The 21,116-nt window shown below is 55.2% G+C and carries 18 protein-coding genes and 1 riboswitch; of the genes, 12 read left to right on the top strand and 6 right to left on the bottom strand.

Annotated features, from left to right (window positions below):
• Positions 1 to 225 precede the first annotated feature (225 nt).
• Positions 226 to 3,342, top strand: coding sequence for an autotransporter outer membrane beta-barrel domain-containing protein (locus tag ACOOGA_RS14525; protein ID WP_420428924.1), 3,117 nt, complete (start codon positions 226 to 228; stop codon positions 3,340 to 3,342).
• A gap of 101 nt (positions 3,343 to 3,443) precedes the next feature.
• Here ACOOGA_RS14525 and ACOOGA_RS14530 read toward each other — a convergent pair whose 3' ends face one another.
• Positions 3,444 to 3,725: a hypothetical protein gene (locus ACOOGA_RS14530; protein ID WP_420428926.1), complete on the bottom strand. Its 282-nt coding sequence runs from the start codon at positions 3,723 to 3,725 to the stop codon at positions 3,444 to 3,446.
• Positions 3,726 to 3,884: 159 nt separating this feature from the next.
• Between ACOOGA_RS14530 and ACOOGA_RS14535 the strand changes: the two genes are divergently transcribed.
• Positions 3,885 to 4,361, top strand: coding sequence for an Lrp/AsnC family transcriptional regulator (locus ACOOGA_RS14535; protein ID WP_417461608.1), 477 nt, complete (start codon positions 3,885 to 3,887; stop codon positions 4,359 to 4,361).
• Positions 4,362 to 4,364: 3 nt separating this feature from the next.
• On the opposite strand, the gene ACOOGA_RS14540 is transcribed toward ACOOGA_RS14535, so the two are convergent.
• Positions 4,365 to 5,105, bottom strand: a complete 741-nt coding sequence (locus tag ACOOGA_RS14540) for an outer membrane protein OmpK (protein ID WP_420428928.1) — start codon at positions 5,103 to 5,105, stop codon at positions 4,365 to 4,367.
• A gap of 224 nt (positions 5,106 to 5,329) precedes the next feature.
• Positions 5,330 to 5,547, top strand: a riboswitch (cobalamin riboswitch).
• Here ACOOGA_RS14540 and ACOOGA_RS14545 point away from each other — a divergent pair.
• The 5 genes from ACOOGA_RS14545 to ACOOGA_RS14565 all read left to right on the top strand — a co-directional run bounded on the left by ACOOGA_RS14545 (position 5,504) and on the right by ACOOGA_RS14565 (position 10,494).
• Entirely contained in the window at positions 5,504 to 6,616 is a 1,113-nt protein-coding gene (locus ACOOGA_RS14545; protein ID WP_417461606.1) for an ABC transporter substrate-binding protein, read from the top strand. Its footprint overlaps the riboswitch before it by 44 nt.
• Positions 6,613 to 7,620 (top strand): FecCD family ABC transporter permease, encoded by a 1,008-nt coding sequence (locus ACOOGA_RS14550; RefSeq protein WP_420428930.1) that lies wholly within the window; start codon positions 6,613 to 6,615, stop codon positions 7,618 to 7,620. Before ACOOGA_RS14545 ends, ACOOGA_RS14550 begins: the two co-directional genes overlap by 4 nt.
• Entirely contained in the window at positions 7,617 to 8,414 is a 798-nt protein-coding gene (locus ACOOGA_RS14555; protein ID WP_417461604.1) for an ABC transporter ATP-binding protein, read from the top strand. Before ACOOGA_RS14550 ends, ACOOGA_RS14555 begins: the two co-directional genes overlap by 4 nt.
• On the top strand, positions 8,357 to 9,856 hold the full coding sequence (locus ACOOGA_RS14560; protein WP_420428932.1) for a cobyric acid synthase: 1,500 nt from the start codon (positions 8,357 to 8,359) through the stop codon (positions 9,854 to 9,856). The genes ACOOGA_RS14555 and ACOOGA_RS14560 overlap by 58 nt, the downstream gene beginning before the upstream one ends.
• Positions 9,857 to 9,882: 26 nt before the next feature.
• Positions 9,883 to 10,494, top strand: a complete 612-nt coding sequence (locus tag ACOOGA_RS14565) for a trimeric intracellular cation channel family protein (protein WP_417461603.1) — start codon at positions 9,883 to 9,885, stop codon at positions 10,492 to 10,494.
• A gap of 32 nt (positions 10,495 to 10,526) precedes the next feature.
• Here the strand turns inward: ACOOGA_RS14565 and ACOOGA_RS14570 are convergent, their stop codons facing one another.
• Together ACOOGA_RS14570 and ACOOGA_RS14575 are read right to left on the bottom strand one after the other, a co-directional pair.
• Positions 10,527 to 11,834, bottom strand: coding sequence for a DUF2254 domain-containing protein (locus tag ACOOGA_RS14570; protein ID WP_417461602.1), 1,308 nt, complete (start codon positions 11,832 to 11,834; stop codon positions 10,527 to 10,529).
• A 125-nt stretch (positions 11,835 to 11,959) separates the two neighbouring features.
• The gene (locus tag ACOOGA_RS14575) at positions 11,960 to 13,048 is read right to left on the bottom strand and encodes a DUF2855 family protein (RefSeq protein ID WP_417461601.1); all 1,089 of its coding nucleotides are present in this window, start codon (positions 13,046 to 13,048) and stop codon (positions 11,960 to 11,962) included.
• Positions 13,049 to 13,304: 256 nt separating this feature from the next.
• Here ACOOGA_RS14575 and ACOOGA_RS14580 point away from each other — a divergent pair, with 256 nt between their 5' ends.
• The 4 genes from ACOOGA_RS14580 (at position 13,305) to ACOOGA_RS14595 (ending at position 17,978) form a co-directional block, all read left to right on the top strand.
• Positions 13,305 to 14,129, top strand: coding sequence for a mechanosensitive ion channel family protein (locus tag ACOOGA_RS14580; RefSeq protein WP_417461600.1), 825 nt, complete (start codon positions 13,305 to 13,307; stop codon positions 14,127 to 14,129).
• A gap of 178 nt (positions 14,130 to 14,307) precedes the next feature.
• On the top strand, positions 14,308 to 16,425 hold the full coding sequence (locus tag ACOOGA_RS14585) for a M13 family metallopeptidase (protein WP_417461599.1): 2,118 nt from the start codon (positions 14,308 to 14,310) through the stop codon (positions 16,423 to 16,425).
• A gap of 158 nt (positions 16,426 to 16,583) precedes the next feature.
• Positions 16,584 to 17,435, top strand: coding sequence for an MBL fold metallo-hydrolase (locus ACOOGA_RS14590; protein WP_417461598.1), 852 nt, complete (start codon positions 16,584 to 16,586; stop codon positions 17,433 to 17,435).
• Positions 17,436 to 17,510: 75 nt separating this feature from the next.
• Positions 17,511 to 17,978 (top strand): tetratricopeptide repeat protein, encoded by a 468-nt coding sequence (locus ACOOGA_RS14595; protein ID WP_417461597.1) that lies wholly within the window; start codon positions 17,511 to 17,513, stop codon positions 17,976 to 17,978.
• Here ACOOGA_RS14595 and ACOOGA_RS14600 read toward each other — a convergent pair.
• A complete protein-coding gene (locus tag ACOOGA_RS14600) occupies positions 17,965 to 18,744 on the bottom strand; it encodes a substrate-binding periplasmic protein (RefSeq protein ID WP_417461673.1) in 780 nt (259 codons plus the stop codon). The two genes, ACOOGA_RS14595 and ACOOGA_RS14600, sit on opposite strands and share 14 nt — an antisense overlap.
• A gap of 192 nt (positions 18,745 to 18,936) precedes the next feature.
• Entirely contained in the window at positions 18,937 to 19,803 is an 867-nt protein-coding gene (locus tag ACOOGA_RS14605; protein WP_417461596.1) for a LysR substrate-binding domain-containing protein, read from the bottom strand.
• Between the two features lie 131 nt (positions 19,804 to 19,934).
• Here ACOOGA_RS14605 and ACOOGA_RS14610 point away from each other — a divergent pair, with 131 nt between their 5' ends.
• Positions 19,935 to 21,110, top strand: coding sequence for an acyl-CoA dehydrogenase (locus ACOOGA_RS14610; RefSeq protein WP_417457929.1), 1,176 nt, complete (start codon positions 19,935 to 19,937; stop codon positions 21,108 to 21,110).
• Positions 21,111 to 21,116: the final 6 nt, after the last annotated feature.

Here is a 21,116-nt window from a genome sequence, read left to right on the forward strand (position 1 = left end):
AAACTGTTACCTATTGTTCAGCAAGCGTTCAGCTTTCCTGCCTTACGTCAGGACCATTGCACGACTTAGGGGGTGCTATGGCTAGCACTATCGGAGGACTGGGGGTCGAGAGATGCCCGGTTCTCCGATAGGCATAACTGGCACGGTGGTTTTTTGCCGCTTTGTCGGAGGAGGTTTCTAGTTCCCTCGTATCAGCGTGAGTTACGTGTCGCGTGGGAGCAGAACATGTCTTTTTTAAACCGAATTCGCCTTTCCTCTTTTTCATCAACGGCTTTATGTACCGGTGCTGTGCTTGCGCCTCTTGCGTTTGCGCCACTGGTGGCGGCGGAAGACCGTGAGATTGATGACGACCGCACAACCGCGGTCTCTACGACAGATTTCCTTGGCCAATCTGGCAAGTTGACGATTACCGAAGACGGTTCCATCACAGTCTCAAGCGGCGCCCCGCTGACCATTGATGGCAACCACACGCTTTCAATGAGCGGTACACTCAGTTCCACCAGCACCCTTTCCGGCATCGGGCTCAAGGTGGATACAGGCGACGATCTGCGTCTTACATCAGGCATCGACCTGGATGGCAGCATTACAGTAACAGGCCCGACGGCCGTGAATACGGCAACCACGAACGTGGGGCTTGGCCTTTTTGGCGGCGGGGTTTTTGACGGCGATATTAAAACTAAGACAGCCAGCGCAATAACTGTGGGCGGAGCCAACGCCAAGGGCATCTACATTGGTTCTGATATGGAAGGCACTCTCGTCAGCAACGGCGGTATCAGCCTCAATGGTGCAGGCAGCATCGGCATTCATATCGAGGGAGACGTAAAAGGCAACGTGCGCGTTGATGGTTCGATTTCGGCGCCGGTGAAAGATGCGACCGGCATTCTGGTTTCGGGTACCATCGACGGGGCTTTTGTTCACGAAGGTTCCATCATTATTGGTAAAAACGCCACCACAGATAGTGACGGCGACCCGGTTGACGCCATCCCTGCCACAGCAGGTGTGCATATCACCAACGATATAACCGGCGGTGTGTATTTCGGCGGCACAGGCATTAATGATCAAGCGGAAGAAGATGAACCCATTCCGCTGTCATCCATTGCCTCGACCGGAGGGGCACCAGCATTTCTGGTGGAAAATCTTAAGGGTGATGGTTCAGATTTGGTGCTTGGCGCTATCTCCGGCGAGGATTATGCGGTTATCCACAAAGGCACCATGACGGTGAAGGGCGTAAGCTCTGGGCTTGAAAGTTGGGGTATGCGCTTTGAAGGCGCTGGCGAGAATGAATGGACCCGGCTTGAAGGCGGCATGTATCTTGACCGTGGTCAGGTCCGTGTTTCTACACTGGATGCCAGATCAATCGGTATCGAAGTTGGCGACTATGCAGACATTCCCAAGCTGTTGAACCGCGGCGTGATTGAGGCCGTGTCCACGGTTACCTCCTCAACCGATACTGACGGCACAGTGACATACAGCGAAGGCGGTGATGCAGTTGCCCTCGCGGTGGAGAAAGAAGGCTCGCTGCCTGTGCTCAGGAACCGTGGCAGCATTGTTGCTGCCGCGTCCGGTGAGGGTAAGGATGCCTTCGCAGTTCAGGACAAGTCAGGCACGCTTTCAAGCATCTCAAACTATGAAATTATTGGCGCCAGCTTCGGCACAAATAATACCACCGGCGACGTGGTTGCGATTGACGTAAGCGCGAACACAAGCGGGGTAACCCTCTATAATACCGGGAAAATAGCCGGTGATATCTGGATGGGTAGTGGTAATGACCGGGTTGAGCTCACGGATGGTACGCTCACGGGCGATATCAAATTTGGTGCGGGCAATGATGAGCTTCTGATTGAGGGGGACGCCATTTTTACCGGTGGTGTTAGCCATGACGGTACATTGAACCTGACACTTTCGGGCGCTGATCTCTCTCTCGGCATCAATGACAGGTTTGAGGTTACCACAGCTAGCCTGACGGGTGATGCCACGCTTTATGTCACCATCGACCCAATTACCGGCAAGTCTGGCCTGTTTGATGCCAGCGGGGAAGTCATCATCGGTGAAGATGTGGCTATCACGCCGATCTTCCAGACTTTTGTAACGGAAGCGCAGGAATATGACCTGCTGCAGGCGGGCAGCATCACCCTTGGCGGTGCGCTTGAGCAACCCACGCTCGACAACCAGTCGTTCCTGCTTGAAAGCTCGCTCACCTTGAGCGGTGAAGGCGACAAGATCATCTTGCAGGTGCGGCCAAAAACAGCGGAAGAGCTTTCTCTGAGCGGCAACAAGGCCAGAATTTATGAAGGCATTCTGGATAACCTTGACCCGGCGGATGATTTGGGTGGCGCGCTTGCGCAGCTTGAGGATGCCGAAGGTGTTGATAACGCGATGGAAGCTATTCTGCCGGATACCACCAACGCCATGTTCCAGATGGCATATTCTGGTGTGCGCCAGCTTGAGGCAACGCTTGGTGACCGCATGATCACGGCAACGGCCAACCGGCGTGTTGACGGCGGTTTCTGGGCGAGGGAGCTGGTTGGTTTTGGTAAGGCTGATATCGCAGATTCGGAAACAGATAGTGACTATCTGGGTGCCGGGGTACTGATCGGTTTTGATAAAAACCTGAACAAGAATGTTTTGTGGGGCATCAGTACAGGCTTCCTGCTTCAGGGTAACAGCCGCAAAGGCGATATCGGGGATGATGTGTCGCTCTTTACCCCGTTTGTGTCCTCTTACCTTATGGCAAGTGACGGCGCGCTGTTCCTCACGGGCTCCGCATCCTTCTGGTACAATAGTGTCACCAGAAGCCGCGGCCTGAACGTTGAGACAGTCAACAAATCCATTGAAAGCAACTCAAACGGTTGGACAGGGTCTGTAGATGTGCACGCAGGGTATGACCTCAAGCTCGGCGGCCTGCATATCAGGCCAAAGGTTGGTGTGAACTATATTCGTGCGAAGGAAAGCGGTTATACGGAAACAGGCGGCGACGGCGCTAACCTCGTAATTGAGGGGCGCAGCTTCAACCGGCTTGACGGTGTGGGTAGCGTGGCGATCGGTCATGATTTCCGCTGGAAAGGCCAAGGCGAGAATGCGGTTTATGTCCGGCCAGAGGTGTTTGGCTCGTACCGCAAACGGCTTTCCGGCACCAGCCAGTATATCACCAGCGCGCGGTTTGAAAGTGGCACAGAGTTTTTTGAGCTCACCAACGATACGATTGCAAACACCAGCACGGAGATGGGCGCAAACCTGAATATCTTCAGTGCATTTGGGGCTGCGACGCTGCGCTACACTTATGAAAAGCGCGAAGACTGGCGCTCGCACTATGGTGGCTTCAACTTCCAGATGCAGTTCTAGGGATCAAGAAAAAGCGAGGAGGCCCGGCAGTTTTCAACGGGCATAAAAAAGCGGTGTGGTCAGGCTTGGCCACACCGCTCAATAGTTGAAGGGGTCATGGTTTACGCCGCTAGGTTGGAAAAGCGTAGAACGAGTGTCTCAATTCTGGCGCTTTTGACTGTGACAATCTGACGAATTTTGTTGAGGAGAACACCAGCGTTTTGGTCATCAAGGTCCGCGCAGTCCACTTCGATCCACTGGTTACCTTCTTCTGTACGGCGGGCAGCGAGGTTATCGCAAGTGAGACCGCGAATAGTGAAAAGCTCTAGAACGCGGGACAGTGTATTTGGTTCAAATTCCGCCATGACGGAAAAACGGGTTCGAGTATTGCCTCTGAGGACCATTTTTAGGGTCTCCTGATCGTTCTGCTTTCAGCCTTGTGAAGCAGATGGGTTGATGATGCTGAGAAAATAGGCCGACCCGAATGGGAAAGGGTTCCTAATGTGGCGCTATTTTGATAAAGAGTGAGATAATTTCCCGAATTGAGTAAGGTATTAGGAAAAATGACCGATAAAATAGATGATCTGGATGCGCGCATCCTGAATTTCCTGCAAAACGACGCGCGTATTCCACTCGTTGATCTGGCGGACAAGGTCGCCTCCAGCCGGTCTGCTGTTTGGCGCAGGATACAGAAGCTTGAAGAAGCGGGTGTTATCAAGAAGCACACCGTGCTGCTGGACGCAAAAAAGGCGGGCCTTGGCGTTCTTGTGTTCGCGCAAGTGAAAATGCAGGCCCACAGCCGCGACAGCCTGCCTAATTTTATTGAGAAAGTGCGTAATTTCCCCGAGGTGATCGAATGCCACACCCTTATGGGCGATATTGATTTTATCCTCAAGGTCAGGGTTGAAAGCGTTGAGGCTTACGAGGAATTTTTCTGGAACCAGCTTTCCCAGATTGAAGGCGTGCGAGAGATCAATTCATCCATCGCGCTTACGGCGGTAAAAGATACCACCATATTGAACGTGCACGCGGCGGGTTAAACCCTAGAAGTGCACCTTTAAAATCGCGCTCGCGGCAATCTGGTTTGTATTGAACGCGGGCGTATCCTTGATACCAAACTGGTTCACCCAGATATCTATTTCGGTTCCGAAATAAACCTTTCCGGGCTCGCCCCATCTGGCCCCCACGTCCCATTTGATCTGCGGCACCAGATGCATCCATTCCTCTTGGGACGCCCAGCCCATCGCATAGTCTAGAAAGCCGTCGATGGTGAAACGCTCCTCACCAATCTCAAACGGGCGAGACCACGAAAGCGTCACCTGCATATCGTCAAAACCGTCACCGAGGCTGGTATTCTTGCGGGCATAAACATTGGTTTTGAAAAACTTGAAGCCGGGCACATTCAGGTCTGCCGCCATGCCCAGAAGCAGGGCCTCAGTGCCGCCGCGCCCCTTCTCCCATGTGGTGGAAACCAGCACGTCGCGCACAAAGCTGCCTTTGGGCAGGTCTATAAGGCTAATGCCGGTGAGGCTCAGGCGGGGCGAAAACTCACCATACCAGCTATGGCTTTGTGTTGGGTTTGAGTGATAATCCAGATAGTCGAAAAAGCCAAAAACGTCGCCCCATTTCCATTTGCTGACATGTTCAAACGTGACGGTTGAGATGTTTTCACCCGGCACCTGAAAGCCAGTGCCCGTGAGCAGTGACACGCTGTTATCCATGAATATCAGTGATTTTCTGCTGTCTTCCGCGCGTGCGTTACCTGCGGCGATGAACGTAGCCAATAAAAGGCATGTGGCTAGGAAGGACTTGTAAGCAAAACTAAAACCCCGAGTAACGGGGCTCACACGCGCAACACACTTATTCATTAAGCCCTCCAAGGCATCAGAGCAAAGGACCCCCGACCGGAGTGTCGCAGACGGGGCTTAACGGAGTGTTAGCGCCGCCATATTCTCTTCTGGTCAAACCTAGCTTTGAACTTCACCTTGCCGGGCTCGGGGCCATGCAGTATAGGCTGAAGACGGATGGTGCTTTCACGAACCTCGTGAGAGCTAAGAGGGAACACGGTACTGCCTCATGAGGCATAATCCGTGGCTGTGCCCGCAACTGTAGATGGGGACACCTGTCGGCAAATCCACTGAACCGCGACCATTTGCGGTTTGGGAAGGTGCCGCAAAGGTGGTTGATCCATAAGCCAGGAAACCTGCCATCCCGTCGCCTGTCTGCCGGTCGGGACAACCGGGTGGAAGCGGCCTTGCCGTCTTGGCGACAATCCCGGTGGATACTGGTGATTGTCACGCGTTTTGTGAGGCTTTCCCTTTCCGCCGGTTTGATTGGAAGCAATGAAACGGCGAAGGACTGCCCAGTGGCACTGGCCCATAAAAAACACCACCCGGAAAAAGCATGGCTTACAGCTGCCCTTATGGCGGCGATGTCGCTTGGTGTCTCTGGCGCTGCGCAGGCGGAAGGCGGTGTGATGTCGCTCGATTTCTGTGCGGACCAATATGTGCTCGCCTTCGCGGACAGGGGTGATATCGCCTCTGTTTCCTTTGAGGCAGAGGGTGAAAATTCGCTCTTTTCTCACCGGGCAAACGGCCTTCATCACAACATGGGTTCGATTGAAGAAGTGTTGACGATGAGGCCTGACCTTGTGGTCCGCACCTGGCGCGGTAGCCGGGCAAGCGATGCGCTGGCATTGAGGCTCGGCATTGAGACTTTCCTGCCGCCCTATGCCTTGAGCCAGGAAGATAACCTTAAGAACCTGCGTGTGGCTGCCGAGGCTGTGGGCGGCGCCGATAAAGCCGGGGTGATGATCAAAGACCTTCGCGCACGGTGGGATGCGCTGAAAGCCGCACCCAAAATTCCGCTGAAGGCTGTGTATATGACCCCCAGCGGCTTTACCGCAGGCATGGGCACCTTTGTTGACGATATTATCCGCCTTGCCGGGTTTGAAACTGTGGCAAAAGAAGCGGGGATAAAGGGCTGGGTGCCGCTGCCGCTTGAGAAAATGATCATCAGCCCGCCTGATGTAGTGATTGGCAGTTTCTTTCTTGAAGGCAAGGTGCATGTTTCTCACTGGAGTAGCGGGCGTCACGGTGCTTTCCGTGACTTGATGGATGAGAAACCAACCATCATGGTGCCCAGCAGCTATCTTTCCTGCGGCGGGTCTTTCTTCGTAGACGCGGCGGAGTTTATCCGCCGTGAAGCCACCCGGTTGGGGTTAGTGCCGATGACTGAAAAGCCAGAAACTGAGAACCCCACAACTGAACACTCCGAGAAGGAAAATGGCTCGTGATTGCACGCCTTAAAACCAGCCCCTGGGCGCTCAATATCTTGCTTCTCGTCATTGTCGCGGTGGCGGTGTTGCTCTCGGCCCGCTTCGGGCAGGTGGGCCTCAGCACACAGCAAGTGTTGCACGGCATGTTCGCAAGCGGCGATGACGCTTATACCATCATTGTGCGGGAGCTTCGGCTGCCGCGCATTATCTTGGCTATTATGGCAGGTGCATCGCTTGGGTATACAGGTGCAGCCTTGCAAGGTTTGCTCAGGAACCCACTGGCGGACCCCGGTGTGATCGGTGTTTCCGCAACCGCAAGCCTTGGTGCGGTGATCGCCATTTATATGGGGCTTACGTCCATATCAGCGCTTGCGCTGCCCATCACCGCCATGCTCGGGGCTCTTGTTGCCACCATTATCCTGATGGTGCTGGCCGCAAAAGATGCCAGCGTGCTCACGCTTATCCTTGCAGGCATTGGCATTTCAAGCCTGGCAACAGCCGCCATGTCGCTCGTGATGAACTTCACCCCGGACGCCGTCACGGTGCAGGAGATGGTACTTTGGATGATGGGCTCGCTTGAGAACCGCACTTTTGATGACCTGTTCCTTGCGGGGCCTTTCATTGTGCTTGGTTGGCTGATGATGATTGGTGTGGGGCAGGGGCTGAACGCTTTGAGCCTCGGAGAAGAAGTTGCCAGTACGCTTGGTGTTGATGTGGGCAAGCTGCGTTGGCGGGTGGTGCTGGGCACGGCTTTTTCGGTGGGGGCAACCGTTTCCGTTTGTGGGGCAGTTGGTTTTGTTGGCCTTGTGGTGCCGCATATTGTCCGCGCTTTTGTGGGGTATGAGCCACGGAGCATTCTGTTGCCCAGTGCGCTGTGTGGTGCCGCCGTTATGGTGTTGGCTGATATTCTCACGCGCCTGCCGATAGGCCACGGGCAACTGCGACTTGGTGTGGTGATGGCGGTGATCGGCGCACCGGTGTTCCTCTATATCATCTTCAAAACGCGGGAGAGCATGCGATGAACGCGGCACCTGATATGGGTCTGAAGGTCCAAGGCCTCGGGGTCACACTTGGCGGGCGGGAAATTCTCTCCAAAGTGTCTTTCGGGGTGAAGCCAGGGCAAGTTGTTGGGCTGATTGGTGCAAATGGTGCGGGGAAAAGCACCGCGCTCAAAGCCGTGCTGGATATCCTTCATGCAGACTATGGCACTATAAAAATTGATGGTGCTAATCTGAACGCGCTGAGCGCAAAGGAGCGTGCAACCAAACTCGCCTATGTGCCGCAAGGCGCGCCGGTGCACTGGCCGCTGACGGCGGAACGCATTGTAGGGCTTGGGCGCACACCGCACCTGAATCCCTGGCAGGAATTAAGCGGCAAGGACCAGAAAATTATTGAAGACGTGATGACGGCGACCGACTGTTGGCACTTGCGTGAGCGCACTGTCACCACGCTTTCGGGCGGTGAACGGTCCCGCGTGCTGCTTGCCCGCGCCATGGCAGTTGGTGCGCCTTATCTGCTGGCTGATGAACCAACCGCGTCGCTTGACCCACTGCATCAGTTGCAGGTGATGGATATCATGCGGGATGTGGCAGCGCGCGGCGTGGGGGTGCTTATTGTGATGCATGACCTCAGCTTTGCGTTGCGGTTTTGTGACCACTTGGTGCTGCTGCATGAAGGCAGCGTGCTGGCGGACGGCACACCGGATGATGTGCTGACAGACGCCAACTTAGAGAAAGCGTTTGGAGTGCGGGTAACGCGATGGACAGGGGGGGGCGAGCAGTTTTTGGCTCCTCACAGGGCACGGAGCGGCTTGTGAGCGCACGTGCCTTAATGTTGCAGGGCACCGGCTCTGATGTAGGAAAATCTGTGCTTACAGCAGGGCTTTGCCGCGCGTTCGCGAACCGGGGGCTCAAGGTCCTGCCGTTCAAAGCGCAGAATATGTCCAACAACGCGGCGGTGGCGGAAGGCGGCGGTGAGATAGGCCGCGCTCAGCACTTACAAGCGCTTGCCGCCCGCGCGGTACCAAGCGTGCACATGAACCCCGTGCTCCTCAAACCTGAAAGCGATACGGGCGCCCAGATTATTGTGCAGGGCAAGCCGTGGGGCCGGGCGGAGGCTGACACCTACCAGAAACACAAGGCCGAGCTGTTTGCTTATGTAATGGAAAGCTTTGGTCGCCTCAAAGCGGAAGCAGACCTTGTGCTGGTGGAAGGGGCAGGCAGCCCGGCAGAGGTGAACCTGCGCGCGACAGACATTGCCAACATGGGCTTTGCACTGCCAGCGGATGTGCCCGTCGTGCTGGTGGGGGATATCAACCGGGGCGGTGTGATCGCGGCCATCACAGGTACCCATCAGCTATTGCCTGAGGCTGAGCGCGCGCTGGTTTGCGGGGTGATCATCAATCAGTTCCGGGGTGATGTGCGGCTTTTTGACGGTGGTTTGAAGATCATTGAAGAGATGACCCACTGGCCGTGTTTTGGCGTTGTGCCTTTCCTGCGGTCGATAAAAGACCTGCCAGCGGAAGACGCCGTTGTGCTTGAAAAACATACTCAGAAGCAAAAAGGCACCCTGCGTATCGCCGTGCCTTTGCTGCCGCGTATCGCCAATTTTGATGATCTTGACCCGCTGCGGGCGGAAGAGGGGGTTGAGGTGGTGATCGTGCCGCCGGGCCAACCGCTACCAAGGGACGCGCACCTCATTATCATTCCTGGCAGCAAGGCAACGATTGCAGACCTGCGCTTTCTGAAAGCCGAGGGTTGGCATCATGACATTCACGCCCATGTGCGGGCAGGCGGCTTTGTGCTGGGACTTTGTGGCGGCTACCAGATGCTTGGTCAGCATGTTGCAGACCCGCTCGGGGTTGAAGGTACGCGGGCAGATGAGGAAGGCTTAGGCCTTCTCGAGGTTTCCACGTTCCTGCAGGCGCAAAAATCGGTTCAGACAGTCACGGCGGAGGCATTTGGTGCGCGGGTGGAAGGGTATGAAATTCACACCGGCATTACCAAAGGCGAGGCTATTTCTCTCACCGCAGCCGGTGAGCATGTGCTTGGGCACCGGTCTAAAAACGGACGGGTGATGGGCACTTACATTCACGGCTTGTTCGCGAAGGGCGCGTTTCGCAAGGCCTTTTTGGGGCATATTGGGCATGACAGCTGCGGCTCAGATTTTGATGAAAAGGTTGATGATGCGCTTGATGCACTGGCGGATGCACTTGAAAAGCATCTTGATCTTGATGCGCTTTATGCGGCAAGCAGGTAAACCAAGCTTTTAATCGGGGCCTCGCCATGGAAAACCTGCTTACCTTTTTTGATGTTGTTGGCATTTTTGTTTTTGCCATTTCTGGCGCGCTTGCCGCCGTCAGAAGCGGAATGGACCTCTTTGGCATTATGGTCATGTCGCTGATGCCCGCAGTGGGTGGCGGCACGCTGAGGGACCTGATCCTCGACCAGCCGGTTTTCTGGGTTGAGGGCACACAGACGATCTATATCGCTTTCGCAGCGGCTGGCTTAACCTTCTTTTTTTCCAAATACCTGGCGGGGCGCAGGCTCACGTGGCTCACCTGGGCGGATGCGGTTGGCCTTGCGCTTTTCTGTGTGGTGGGGGCTGAAAAAGCGCTGGACGTCACCGGCAGCATGTTGATCGCCACCATGATGGGCGTGGTGACGGGGGCCGCAGGCGGCATCATCCGCGATATCATCTGTAACGAAATCCCGCTGGTGATGAAAAAGGGCGAGATATACGCGACCGCAGCTTTCCTCGGTGCGGGCTCGTTTTGCCTTCTAACCTACGTTGGCGTTTCCGGGCCAATCGCGCTTTGGCTTGCCATGGGCGCGGCCTTCCTCGCGCGTGCCGGTGGCATTCTTAAGGGCTGGACCCTGCCTGAAGCGTTGCACTAGAAGGCACTCAGGCACAGCCGCGAAAAGCGACCTCAAACCTGCAATTTCTTTTCGATTTCGTGAACACGCGACAGTAGGGTTTCTTGGTCAACCGGGTCTGAAAGTTTGTTGTTGGCGACGCGTTTTACAAATTCGGTGTGATGCGCAATGGCTTTGCGCTCTCCTTTTCGGCCTGCGCACGAGGCCAGTATAGCGAGTGACTTACTCAGGTGCATCAGCACCGGAAACTGGCTTTCGCCGTTCTGGCGAATGGCATGAAAAGCTTCGTTCATCATGTCACCGAAGCGTTTGGGCGTGATCAGCAGACGGGTGGTGTCTGTCTCGTCCTTATAGCCAATCACCGGTGGTTTTGAGCGCAGGACTAGCACGAGCGCATCGGTCAGGTGGTCCATGCAGGTGAGCGCGGTGAAATAATCATTGATGCCGGGTGAAAGCGCGCGTGCCGCAATCTCGGTTAAGCCATTGATCGCATAGTCGATATCCTGATTTGGTGTGCGAACCGGGCCAAGGTTTATGGCGCCGTTTATCCTGTCATCAATACTGTCATCCCCCGCAGGCGGCCGATAAACACGGGCCACCTCGGTATCGCAGATGACATAATCCCCGACCTCCACCAGAATGGCGATCTGCATGTCGTTGTTTGCCGCCATATGATAGAGCGTGACGAGGTCCAGCGTTCGTACATAACCACTTGCGTTTGAGCAGACAGAGCGCCCCTGTTTTGTGTGGTCTGCCTTCTTCTCACCGTCCCGAATGATTGATGCGCCGCTGATTTCGCACGCTGCTTCGCGCTCCCGGATTGCCTTGTTAAGCGACCGGCTTACCCGCGCCACCGTGTTGTCAGCCTGAATGTTCTGCGCGATGTGGTGGATAAAATATATCAGCCACGCGAAGCTGATCAGTGTGAGCAGGAACACCAGTGTAATGGAAATTTCAGGCACACCAGCGCTATCGCTGACGGCGCGCAGGGTCAGCAGTGAAAAGAGGAAGGTGGCGATAAAAAGCCCCATGGTGGTTTGCACCACAATGTCGCTCATGAAAATGTTCAGGAGCCTTGGGCCAAGCTGTGAAGACGCGAGGGTCAGCGCAATAAGCGTGAGGGAAAACACCAAGCTGGTGACGGTGATCATTGATCCCGCAATGGTGGACAGGAAGAGCCGCGCCCCGTCAACACCAATGTCGTAGCTCCACTTGATGTTGCGGATCATTTCACCCCACTCGCTCTGGTCAAGCGCAAGAGATGACACTGAAAGCACAAAAGCAGCGATCGCCATAACGGCTGGTACGAACCAGAAACTTGTCCGTAGTCGGTTCCAGATATACCTGAAATTGGTCAACATATTCGGATGGCCTTTGCGACAATGGAGCTAAGGGCAGTGCCCGAGTTTGGCACAGCCTTGAGCGTCTGCATAGGGCTGCCTATACCAAGGTGCAGATTGATAGCAGGCGCGATTTTCAAGGCTTGTTAGAAGCTGAGTATATGCCCGTCGCGTGGTTTCGCGCGGCCTTCAAGGGTTTCCATGTATATGTTTTCAATGGCTTTCTGGCCCTTGTGGTGCTTCACATCCACCCAAGCGGCTGCTTTGTCAATGAAGCCTGCCCATGCCTCTCCGGTGCGTTTCTGGAAGCCTTCAGGCCCCCACTCCTGCATGCGTTTCTGGCCCTGTGAGGGCGCGAAAAAGAGCTGGGGTTTGGCGCCCGGCAGGTCGCCCCCGCCGCCCATTTCTTCCCAGTGCGATGCCCCAACGGAGCAGCTGTAGACCAGATTATCGCCAAAATTTGTGTGCACCCGGGCACGGATATCGGTGCTGCCTGCCATGTCTACATAAACCGTTGGCACGCTGCCATCCAGCGTTTCGATGTCGTCATAGGTGACGATTTTGTCATAAAAACCAAGGCCTTGCGTGAAGGCCGCATTGCCCTTCGAGGTGAGGCCGATCACCTTTAAATCCGGTCGTTTGGCGGCCAGGTAGGCTGCACAATAAGCAGTTTTGCTGGAGGCGCTGGAGAAGATCACCTGCGCCGCGCCGAAGGTCTCATTCTCCGCCAGAAAATCATCGATCAGGAAGGATGTCATGAAAAGCGGACGATAGAGCGCCTGCAGGTCCTCACCATCCTGAGTGTAGCTCGGGTCCGTCGTCACATTCACATAAAGATTATATATTACAGGGAGTTGTGCGCGGTGCGCCGCGCCGTCCATAAACCCTGATGGGCTGACTTTGGCAGGTGATACCACCACATGGCTCGACATCGGGTAATAGCCATAATAGCGCGACCCAACGGAAATACCATCGTGTTTTGAGGCCACAACATCAGCAAAGCCCCACACAGGGATTTTGCCAAAGCCTTGATCGGACGGGAAAAATTCCCAATACCGCATGCGGTCGCCCATCGCGGCATAGGTAATATTGTTTGCGGTAAAGGCGAAACGGTCGACCGCCAAACGCACCTCGCCATCCTTCAACTCAGGCAAGGCAGTCTCTAAAAATTCATGATCTTTAAGAGACTGTTTTTTAACAATAAAATCATGATTGATGATGGTGTCAGATGTCATGCTGATGCCTTCCCCCGCAAGAGTGTCTTACCCCTAAGCTGGGGCGATTTGGCCTGAGTTCAATCTGGAAAATCGCACTCTGATGTGTGGCGCAGGTGCGGCGAAAGTGTGCGTGAATCTGTGGCGCGAGTGTGCGCGAAAGTGCGGCGTGGGTGTGGCGTGCCTTCGCTACACTGCGTTTCCTGAAATAGGGGCTTTAATCAAACCTCCGCAGTGGGCATAATAACCGTTAACTAGGGCAACAGGATTTCTGAATATGGATTTATTCTCTGAAGAAACGCCGTCACTTGACGTGATCATGGCGTATGGCATCGATATGGGGCTCACCCTCCTTGGCGCCTTTTTAGTACTTCTGCTGGGTTTGTGGTTTGCCGGTTTTGTCGAGCGTCGGCTTGAGAAGCTTTTCGAGAAAAGCGACAAGGTCGACAGCACCGTTGGTGCTTTCCTTGCGAGCCTCGGCAAATACGCGGTTATCGTTTTCACCGGCATTGCCCTTCTGGGCCAGTTCGGGGTTGAAACCACGAGCCTTGTTGCTGTTGTTGGTGCCGCGGGCCTTGCCATTGGTCTTGCGCTGCAGGGCACGCTCTCGAACCTTGCCGCTGGTGTGATGCTCTTGATCTTCCGGCCGTTCAAAATCGGGCAATTTGTGGAAGTGGCAGGCCAAAGCGGCACGGTAAAAGCCATTTCGCTTTTCATGACCAAGATGGATACGGCGGATAATGTGCGTATCACCATCCCGAACAACTCGGTTTGGGGCAGCGCGATCCGCAACTTCAACTATCATGATATCCGCAGGCTTCAGATCGTTTACGGCATCTCCTACGACGATAATATCGATAAGGCGATGGACATCATCCGCGCGGTTATCGCGGAAGACGAGCGTTGCCTGAAGGAACCTGAAGTGGTGATCGCGGTTACATCTCTCGGGGAAAGCTCGGTCGATGTGATGGTGCGCGTCTGGTGCGCGTCAGGTGACTTCTGGGCGCTGAACTGGCACCTGTTGAAAACGGTGAAAGAACGGTTTGATGAAAACGATATTTCCATCCCGTTCCCGTGCAGGACGATATACAAAGGCGACTGATTGTTGCTTATATGAAACACCGAAAAACGGGGGCCTTTGGTCCCCGTTTTCTTTTTGGGGTTTTTGCATCAATCCGTATTGACCGCAGCCCTTCGGCCTTGTCTTATACCCACCGTGCGCGGCTTTTGGGCAATAGGGCTGCACACCCAAAAAAACAGAATAAAACCTGGAGGGGGATATGATCAGATCAGTTCTTAAATCAAGCGTTGCGGTAACAGCGCTTCTGCTGGCCGCATGCGGTAGTTCAGACGACAATGCTTCGAATGACAATGCCTCAGGCGACGCTGCTGGTAAAGCTGCCACAGAGATGCAGGCGTCCGCCAACACGTCACCTGCTATTGGTGACTGGGGTGTAGACCTCACTGCGCGTGATGAAGCTGTCACACCCGGTAACGACTTTTTCAATTACGCCAACGGCACCTGGATGGCGAAGCATGATATCCCGTCAGACCGCAGCAGCTACGGTGTGGGCCTTATTGTGCATGAACGCGCGCAGGAGCGGGTGAAGGCAATCATTGAAGAGCTTGGCGCCAAGGGCGGCGAAAAAGGTACGCCTGAGCAGAAAGTGGGCGACTATTACGCCAGCTGGATGGATACCGCCACGCTTAATGAACTTGGCGCAGCACCCTTGCAAGCAGACCTTGACCGTATCGCTGCAATCTCTGATCTCACCGGCCTGACGGAAGAATTTGGCCGGGCCAATTATGTGGGTGGCAACCGGGTGATCACGGCCGGGCTGGGTATCGACCCGCGCGACCCCAATAAATATAACCTGAACATCGGTCTTGGCGGCATGGGCCTGCCGGACCGGGATTATTACCTTGAGGATAACGAGCGCTTCAACACCATTCGCAAAGCTTACAAAGACCATATTGCCGAGATGCTGACGCTTGCGGGCATTGAGGATGGCACTGCCAAGGCAGAAGCGATTATGGCGCTTGAAACCAAGGTGGCGGAATTGCAGTGGATCAGGGCGGACCGGCGTGACCGGGATAAAACCTTCAACCCCACCACCGTGGCGAAACTGAGTGAAGATTACCCCGGTTTTGATTGGGGCCTTTATCTCAATACCGGCGGCATTGAAGGCCTTGAGGAAATCAATGTCAGCCATCCGGATACCATTAATCCGCTGATTGCGCTTCTCTCAAGCGAAGAGCTGGATACATGGAAGGCTTACCTGAGCTATCACCTGATCTCCAACAACGCGGCTGTGCTGTCTGAAGAGATTGACGATGCCAACTTCCGTTTCTGGGGTGGGATTATCCGCGGGCAGGAGCAACAGCTTGACCGCTGGAAGCGCGGTGTCTCCCGTGTGGGTGCCAAAACTGGCCTTGGTGAAGCCTTGGGCCAGATTTATGTGAAGCGCCACTTCCCGGAAAGCTCAAAAGCCAAAATGGAAGTGCTGGTTGAAAACCTGCGCAAAGCGTACGGAGAGCGCATCGATACCTTGCCGTGGATGGGCGATGATACCAAGGTGGAAGCCCGCGCCAAGCTTGCCGCCTTCCGCGCCAAAATCGGCTATCCGGATAACTGGATGGATCTGGGCGGGATCGAGATCGACCGCGCCGACCTGTTTGGTAACGCACGCCGCATCACCAAATTCTTTGAAGACTTTGACGTGGCACGCCTCAAGCGCGCGACCGACAAGGAAGAATGGTTCATGATGCCGCAAACCGTGAACGCTTATTATCTCTCAAACTTCAACGAGATTGTGTTCCCGGCGGCTATTCTTGAAGCACCGTTTTTTGACCCGAACGCAGATCCGGCCGTGAACTATGGTGCCATTGGGGCCATCATCGGGCACGAAATGGGCCATGGTTTTGACGATCAGGGCTCCAAGTCTGACGCGCAGGGCATCAAACGCAACTGGTGGACAGATGCGGACCGCGAAGCGTTCGAGAGCCGCACCAAAGTGCTGGGTGACCAGTTCTCAAGCTATGAAGCGGTGCCGGGTGCCTTTGTAGACGGCAGCTTCACCATGGGTGAAAATATCGGTGACCTCGGCGGCGTTGAGGTGGCTTACCTCGCCTACAAACTTTCGCTGAACGGAGAAGAAGCACCTGTGGTTGACGGCCTGACAGGCGACCAGCGCTTCTTCCTTGGATATGCGCAAGCATGGCGCACCAAGGTGCGGGATGAAGCCACCCTTGAGCGGCTGAAGTCTGACCCGCATTCCCCGGCCAAATACCGCGTGAACGGCATCGTTCGCAACGTAGACGCCTGGTATGACGCCTTTGATGTGAAAGAGGGTGACGAGCTTTACATTGCACCGGAAGACAGGGTGAACATCTGGTAAATGAGCTGACAATTCATGCGAAGGGTCGGGGTTTCCCCGGCCCTTTTGTTTGGGCAGGTATTCAACTAAACGAGTGTCATACACCGTTCGTCGCGTAGGGCTGTCAGCCGGGCTTCATGCAGGTGATGGTGTGTGCATAAAATTAGATGGGGAATTTCATGAACAGTATCCTACGTGCCGTTGCGTTGAGCGTTGGGCTCCTGACAAACTCAGGGCTGGCCTCTGCGCAGCAAATTGAAACCATTGAGCTCACAGACGATTTTTATATTTTGATCAGCAACGGCCTTGGGGCCAATGTCGGGGTGCAGGTAGGGCCAGACGGCCTGTTGCTGGTGGATACCATGATGGCCCGCGGGGATGAACAATTTGATGCGGCGCTGGCGGATATCTCGGATGCGCCGGTGCGTTATGTGCTTAACACCCATGAGCATATGGACCATAACTCTGGCAATGCGCGCTTTTCAGCTACTGGCGCCACCGTCGTTTATCATGCAGCTTCGCCTGATATGGTGTTGCCGCGTGAGGTGCGCTTTTCCGGCACGCTTTCCGACGAGATGGTGGGCACAGGCGTTGATATCTATACCGTGGTTTCACACACCATGAATGACGCCATCATTCACCTGCCGGATGCAAATGTGATTTTCATGGGCGACACCTATGCCACTAACTGGCACCCGACATTTTATGGTGGGGGCCGGGAAGGGCAGCTTGGAGCCATAGATCTGGTGTTAAGCTTGTCTGACGAGAATACCACCATCGTACCTGGGCATGGCCCGGTGACAGGGACGGCAGGGCTTATCCTTTACCGGGATACCTTTACAGCGTGGCTGGGCCGCGTGCAGGAGTTGACAGAGGCTGGGCTGACGGAAGACCAGATGGCCGCCGACCCGGAGCTTCTGGATATCTTCAGCCATTTCCAGCAGGAAGAGGGTGGCAGGCCGATCCCTGACAGCTCATACAGGCGGTTTATCCAGCGCACGATTGAGACGGAATTCACACCTGCTGGTTAGCGTACGGTGTGATGAATTTACTACCGTATAACGTGCGCCTCTGCTAGCTTTGGCAAAGCGATTTGGAGGTGCTACATGCTCAGATATTCCCTGCCGGCGCTTATGCTTGGTGCGAGCCTGATATCGGGCTGTACCGGCCTTGGCGGCGCGTTCTGTGACAGTGACCACCCGGACCCACGGGTTGCCGCCATGATGCGTGACAGCTGTGAGGGTAACCGGTTGGCATCCATGCAGCTTGGCCTGTGGCATGAAGGTAATGGGGATTACACAGAAGCTGCAAAGTATCTGGAAATCGCCTCAACCCCCTCAAGCGGGCGAAACTATGTTTATGTGCCACCGGCTGGCGACGTGCCGGGTTTCACCATGCCGGTTGATGGTGGTGGGCGGCACGATGGGTTGCCCGAAGCACAATATAGGCTGGGCATGCTATATAAAACCGGGCAAGGCGTGCCGCAAAACACCAAAAAGGCGCGGAAATATTTCAAGCTGGCTGCAGAGCAGGGCCATAGCGCCGCGAAGCTTGAGTTGGCTAAGGCTGAATAGGCGCGGGGGCAGGTGGTTTGGGTTTTGTGCAAGTGAACAACAGTTCGCAGCGCAAAGCTGCCTTGAAGTAGGATTGCTTGATCTGGTCAATCTCGCCCGACAGACGCATTTCCGTTAGCACCGCAGCCAGCTTTTCTGTCACCGCAAGAGGCACATCGAGCGACGCCACCAGATATTGCTGCGGTGTGGGCCATGACTTGAGCACGAGAAGTTCATCCGCATTACCGCCGGATTGTTCATAAGCCCAGACACCGGGCAGGCCGCGCTGCATCCAGAGCGTGACACGGTTGGCCATCATCAGCCGGGCGCCGACTATCTCGTCTTCCACCAGCGTGATGTCGCGAAAGCCAAACGCCTGCGCTGAAAACTGCGCGGGCGATTCCATCCGCGCTGCGATGGGCAGGGAGGTCAGCGCTTCCATCGGTAACTTCGTGAGCGAGTGGTCTTTGGTGACAAGTTGCAGGAAAGAGATATTGACCGGCGCGACCCAGCGGTAAAGGGGTTCGCGCTCTTCAAGCCGGGTGAGCGGTGCCATAAAGCTGCTGCCATTTTGCTGCACGGCGGCTTGCTCACGCTTCCACGGTGCATAAACAAATTCATGAGCTATGCCCGCGCGCCGGAAGGCCGTGCCGACGATATCAACAATAAAGCCGGTGTCGGTGTCTTCCTCGCCCCATGGTGGATTATCTGGCTGAAAAACCTTGTAGATACGCTTGTCCTCACCGGTGTCTTCAGCACCGGCGGGTAGTGCGCACAGCAGTAGCACCGCCAACGCACAGCAGTATCTTATCTTGCTTGAAATAAGACTTCCCCATCTTTCCGGTTGTCCGCCCGACTACCTTGATCGGCCACTTCCCTTGCCGCGCAATTGGCGTCAGAACAACACCATATAATTGTTGTTATATATCATATGGGTAGTGTGGACGGAAAGTGTAATTCCACCTTAGTTTTTTGGCGATTAGTCTTTCGCGCGCAAAAGCCAGTCACGAAACACCTGCACTTTTTTCATCGCCACCCGGTCTTGATCATATACCAGATAATAGGCGTTCCGGCTTTTTACCGGGCCGCCAAACGGTGCGATCAACTGACCGGACGCCAGATCATTCGCCACATACATCAGCGGTAGCACCGCCACGCCGAGGCCCGAGCGCACGGCTTCAATCATCATGGTGAAATTCTCAAACTGTGTGTTGCCAGGCCGGGCGGGTGGCGCCTCGCCCATCCATTCCGCCCAGGCGGTTGGCCGCGTTGTCATCTGCAGGCGGTCAAACGCCGTGATATCCAGCTCGGTTTTGCCCTTGAGGAGGGCGGGGGAGACCACGGCGATAATCTCTTCATCCACCAGCTTGTGCGACACAGTATCAGGCCAGTCCCCGGCACCATATTGCACGGCAACATCCGTGCGGGCCGCGCGGAAATCCTCGGGTGTTAACCCGGTGACGATATTCAGCTGCACGTCCTGATGGTCTTGCGTGAAACCGCCCAGCTTGGGGATGAGCCAGCGCGACCCGAATGTGGGTAAAAGCCCGAGGGTGAGCACACGGTCATCCGCGCCCCATGTCATCATCTTTAGCGTTTCATTCTCAAGCTGCGCGAGAAGGGGGCTGACGGCTGCGGCATATTGTTTGCCTGCTTCGGTGGGGATCAGCCGTTTACGCTCCCGACGGAACAGGGGCTGGCGCACATAAGCTTCCAGATTGCCGACCTGCCTGCTCACCGCACTTTGGGTCAGGTTCAGCGCTTCGGCCGCGCGGGTGACGTGGCCCTCTTTCATGACCTGCTCAAAGCATTCCAGCGCTATAAGGCTTGGTAACTTGCGCTTCATCTTAGGTAATCATTCCATTTTGTAATGAAGTTAGACCAAAATGTTACTTTATAAGCGCGCTTATTGCTATATAGATTACCCAAAATCATACACATATGTGTCGACATACTGGTGAACCAAAGGGAAGTTTCATGAGCAAGCCGCAATTCAACTGGGAAGACCCGCTGTTTCTGGACGATCAACTGACAGAAGAAGAACGCATGGTGCGCGACAGCGCGCGGGATTACTGTCAGGCAAAACTGATGCCGCGTATCCTAGAGGCCAACCGTCATGAAAACTTCGACCGTGAGATCATGACGGAACTGGGTGAGATGGGCCTTTTGGGCGCAACATTGCCGGAAGAGTTTGGCGGCGCGAACGTTAGCCATGTGGCGTATGGCCTGATTGCCCGCGAGGTTGAGCGGGTGGATAGCGGTTACCGCTCTGCTATGTCGGTGCAGTCGTCGTTGGTGATGTATCCGATCTATGCTTACGGCACGGATGAGCAGCGTAAAAAATACCTGCCCAAGCTTGCCTCCGGCGAGATGGTTGGCTGTTTTGGCCTGACTGAGCCTGATTTTGGTTCTGACCCCGGCGGCATGCGTACCCGCGCGGAAAAAGTTGATGGCGGCTATAAGCTGACAGGCAACAAGATGTGGATCACCAACAGCCCGATCGCTGATGTAGCCGTTGTGTGGGCCAAGCTGGACGGCAAGATCCGTGGTTTTATTGTTGAGCGCGGTACGGAAGGTTTCTCAACCCCCAAGATCGAAGGCAAAATGAGCCTGCGTGCATCTATCACGGGTGAGATTGTGCTTGATGGTGCCGTGGTGCCGGAAGAAAACCTGCTGCCGAACGCCTCTGGCCTTGGCGGGCCGTTTGGTTGCCTGAATAAAGCACGTTTCGGCATTGCATGGGGTGCGCTTGGCGCGGCTGAGTTTTGTTGGCACGCCGCGCGGCAATATACCATGGACCGCAAGCAGTTCGGTCGTCCGCTCGCGCAAACACAGCTTGTGCAGAAAAAACTGGCGGACATGCTAACGGAAATCACCCTTGGCCTGCAGGCGTGCCTGCGTGTTGGTCGCTTGCTGGATGAAGGTCGCTCCGCGCCTGAGAATATATCGCTCATCAAACGCAACAGCTGCGGCAAGGCGCTTGATATCGCCCGCATGGCGCGTGATATGCACGGCGGCAACGGCATTGCGGATGAGTTCCATGTTATCCGCCATATGGTGAATCTGGAGACAGTGAACACCTACGAAGGCACCTATGACATCCACACGCTGATCCTTGGGCGCGCGCAAACCGGCCTTCAGGCCTTCATGTAAGGCCTG

The sequence above is a fragment of the Kordiimonas sp. genome, from assembly GCF_965216265.1.
In the GTDB taxonomy this organism is placed as follows: Bacteria; Pseudomonadota; Alphaproteobacteria; order Sphingomonadales; family Kordiimonadaceae; genus Kordiimonas.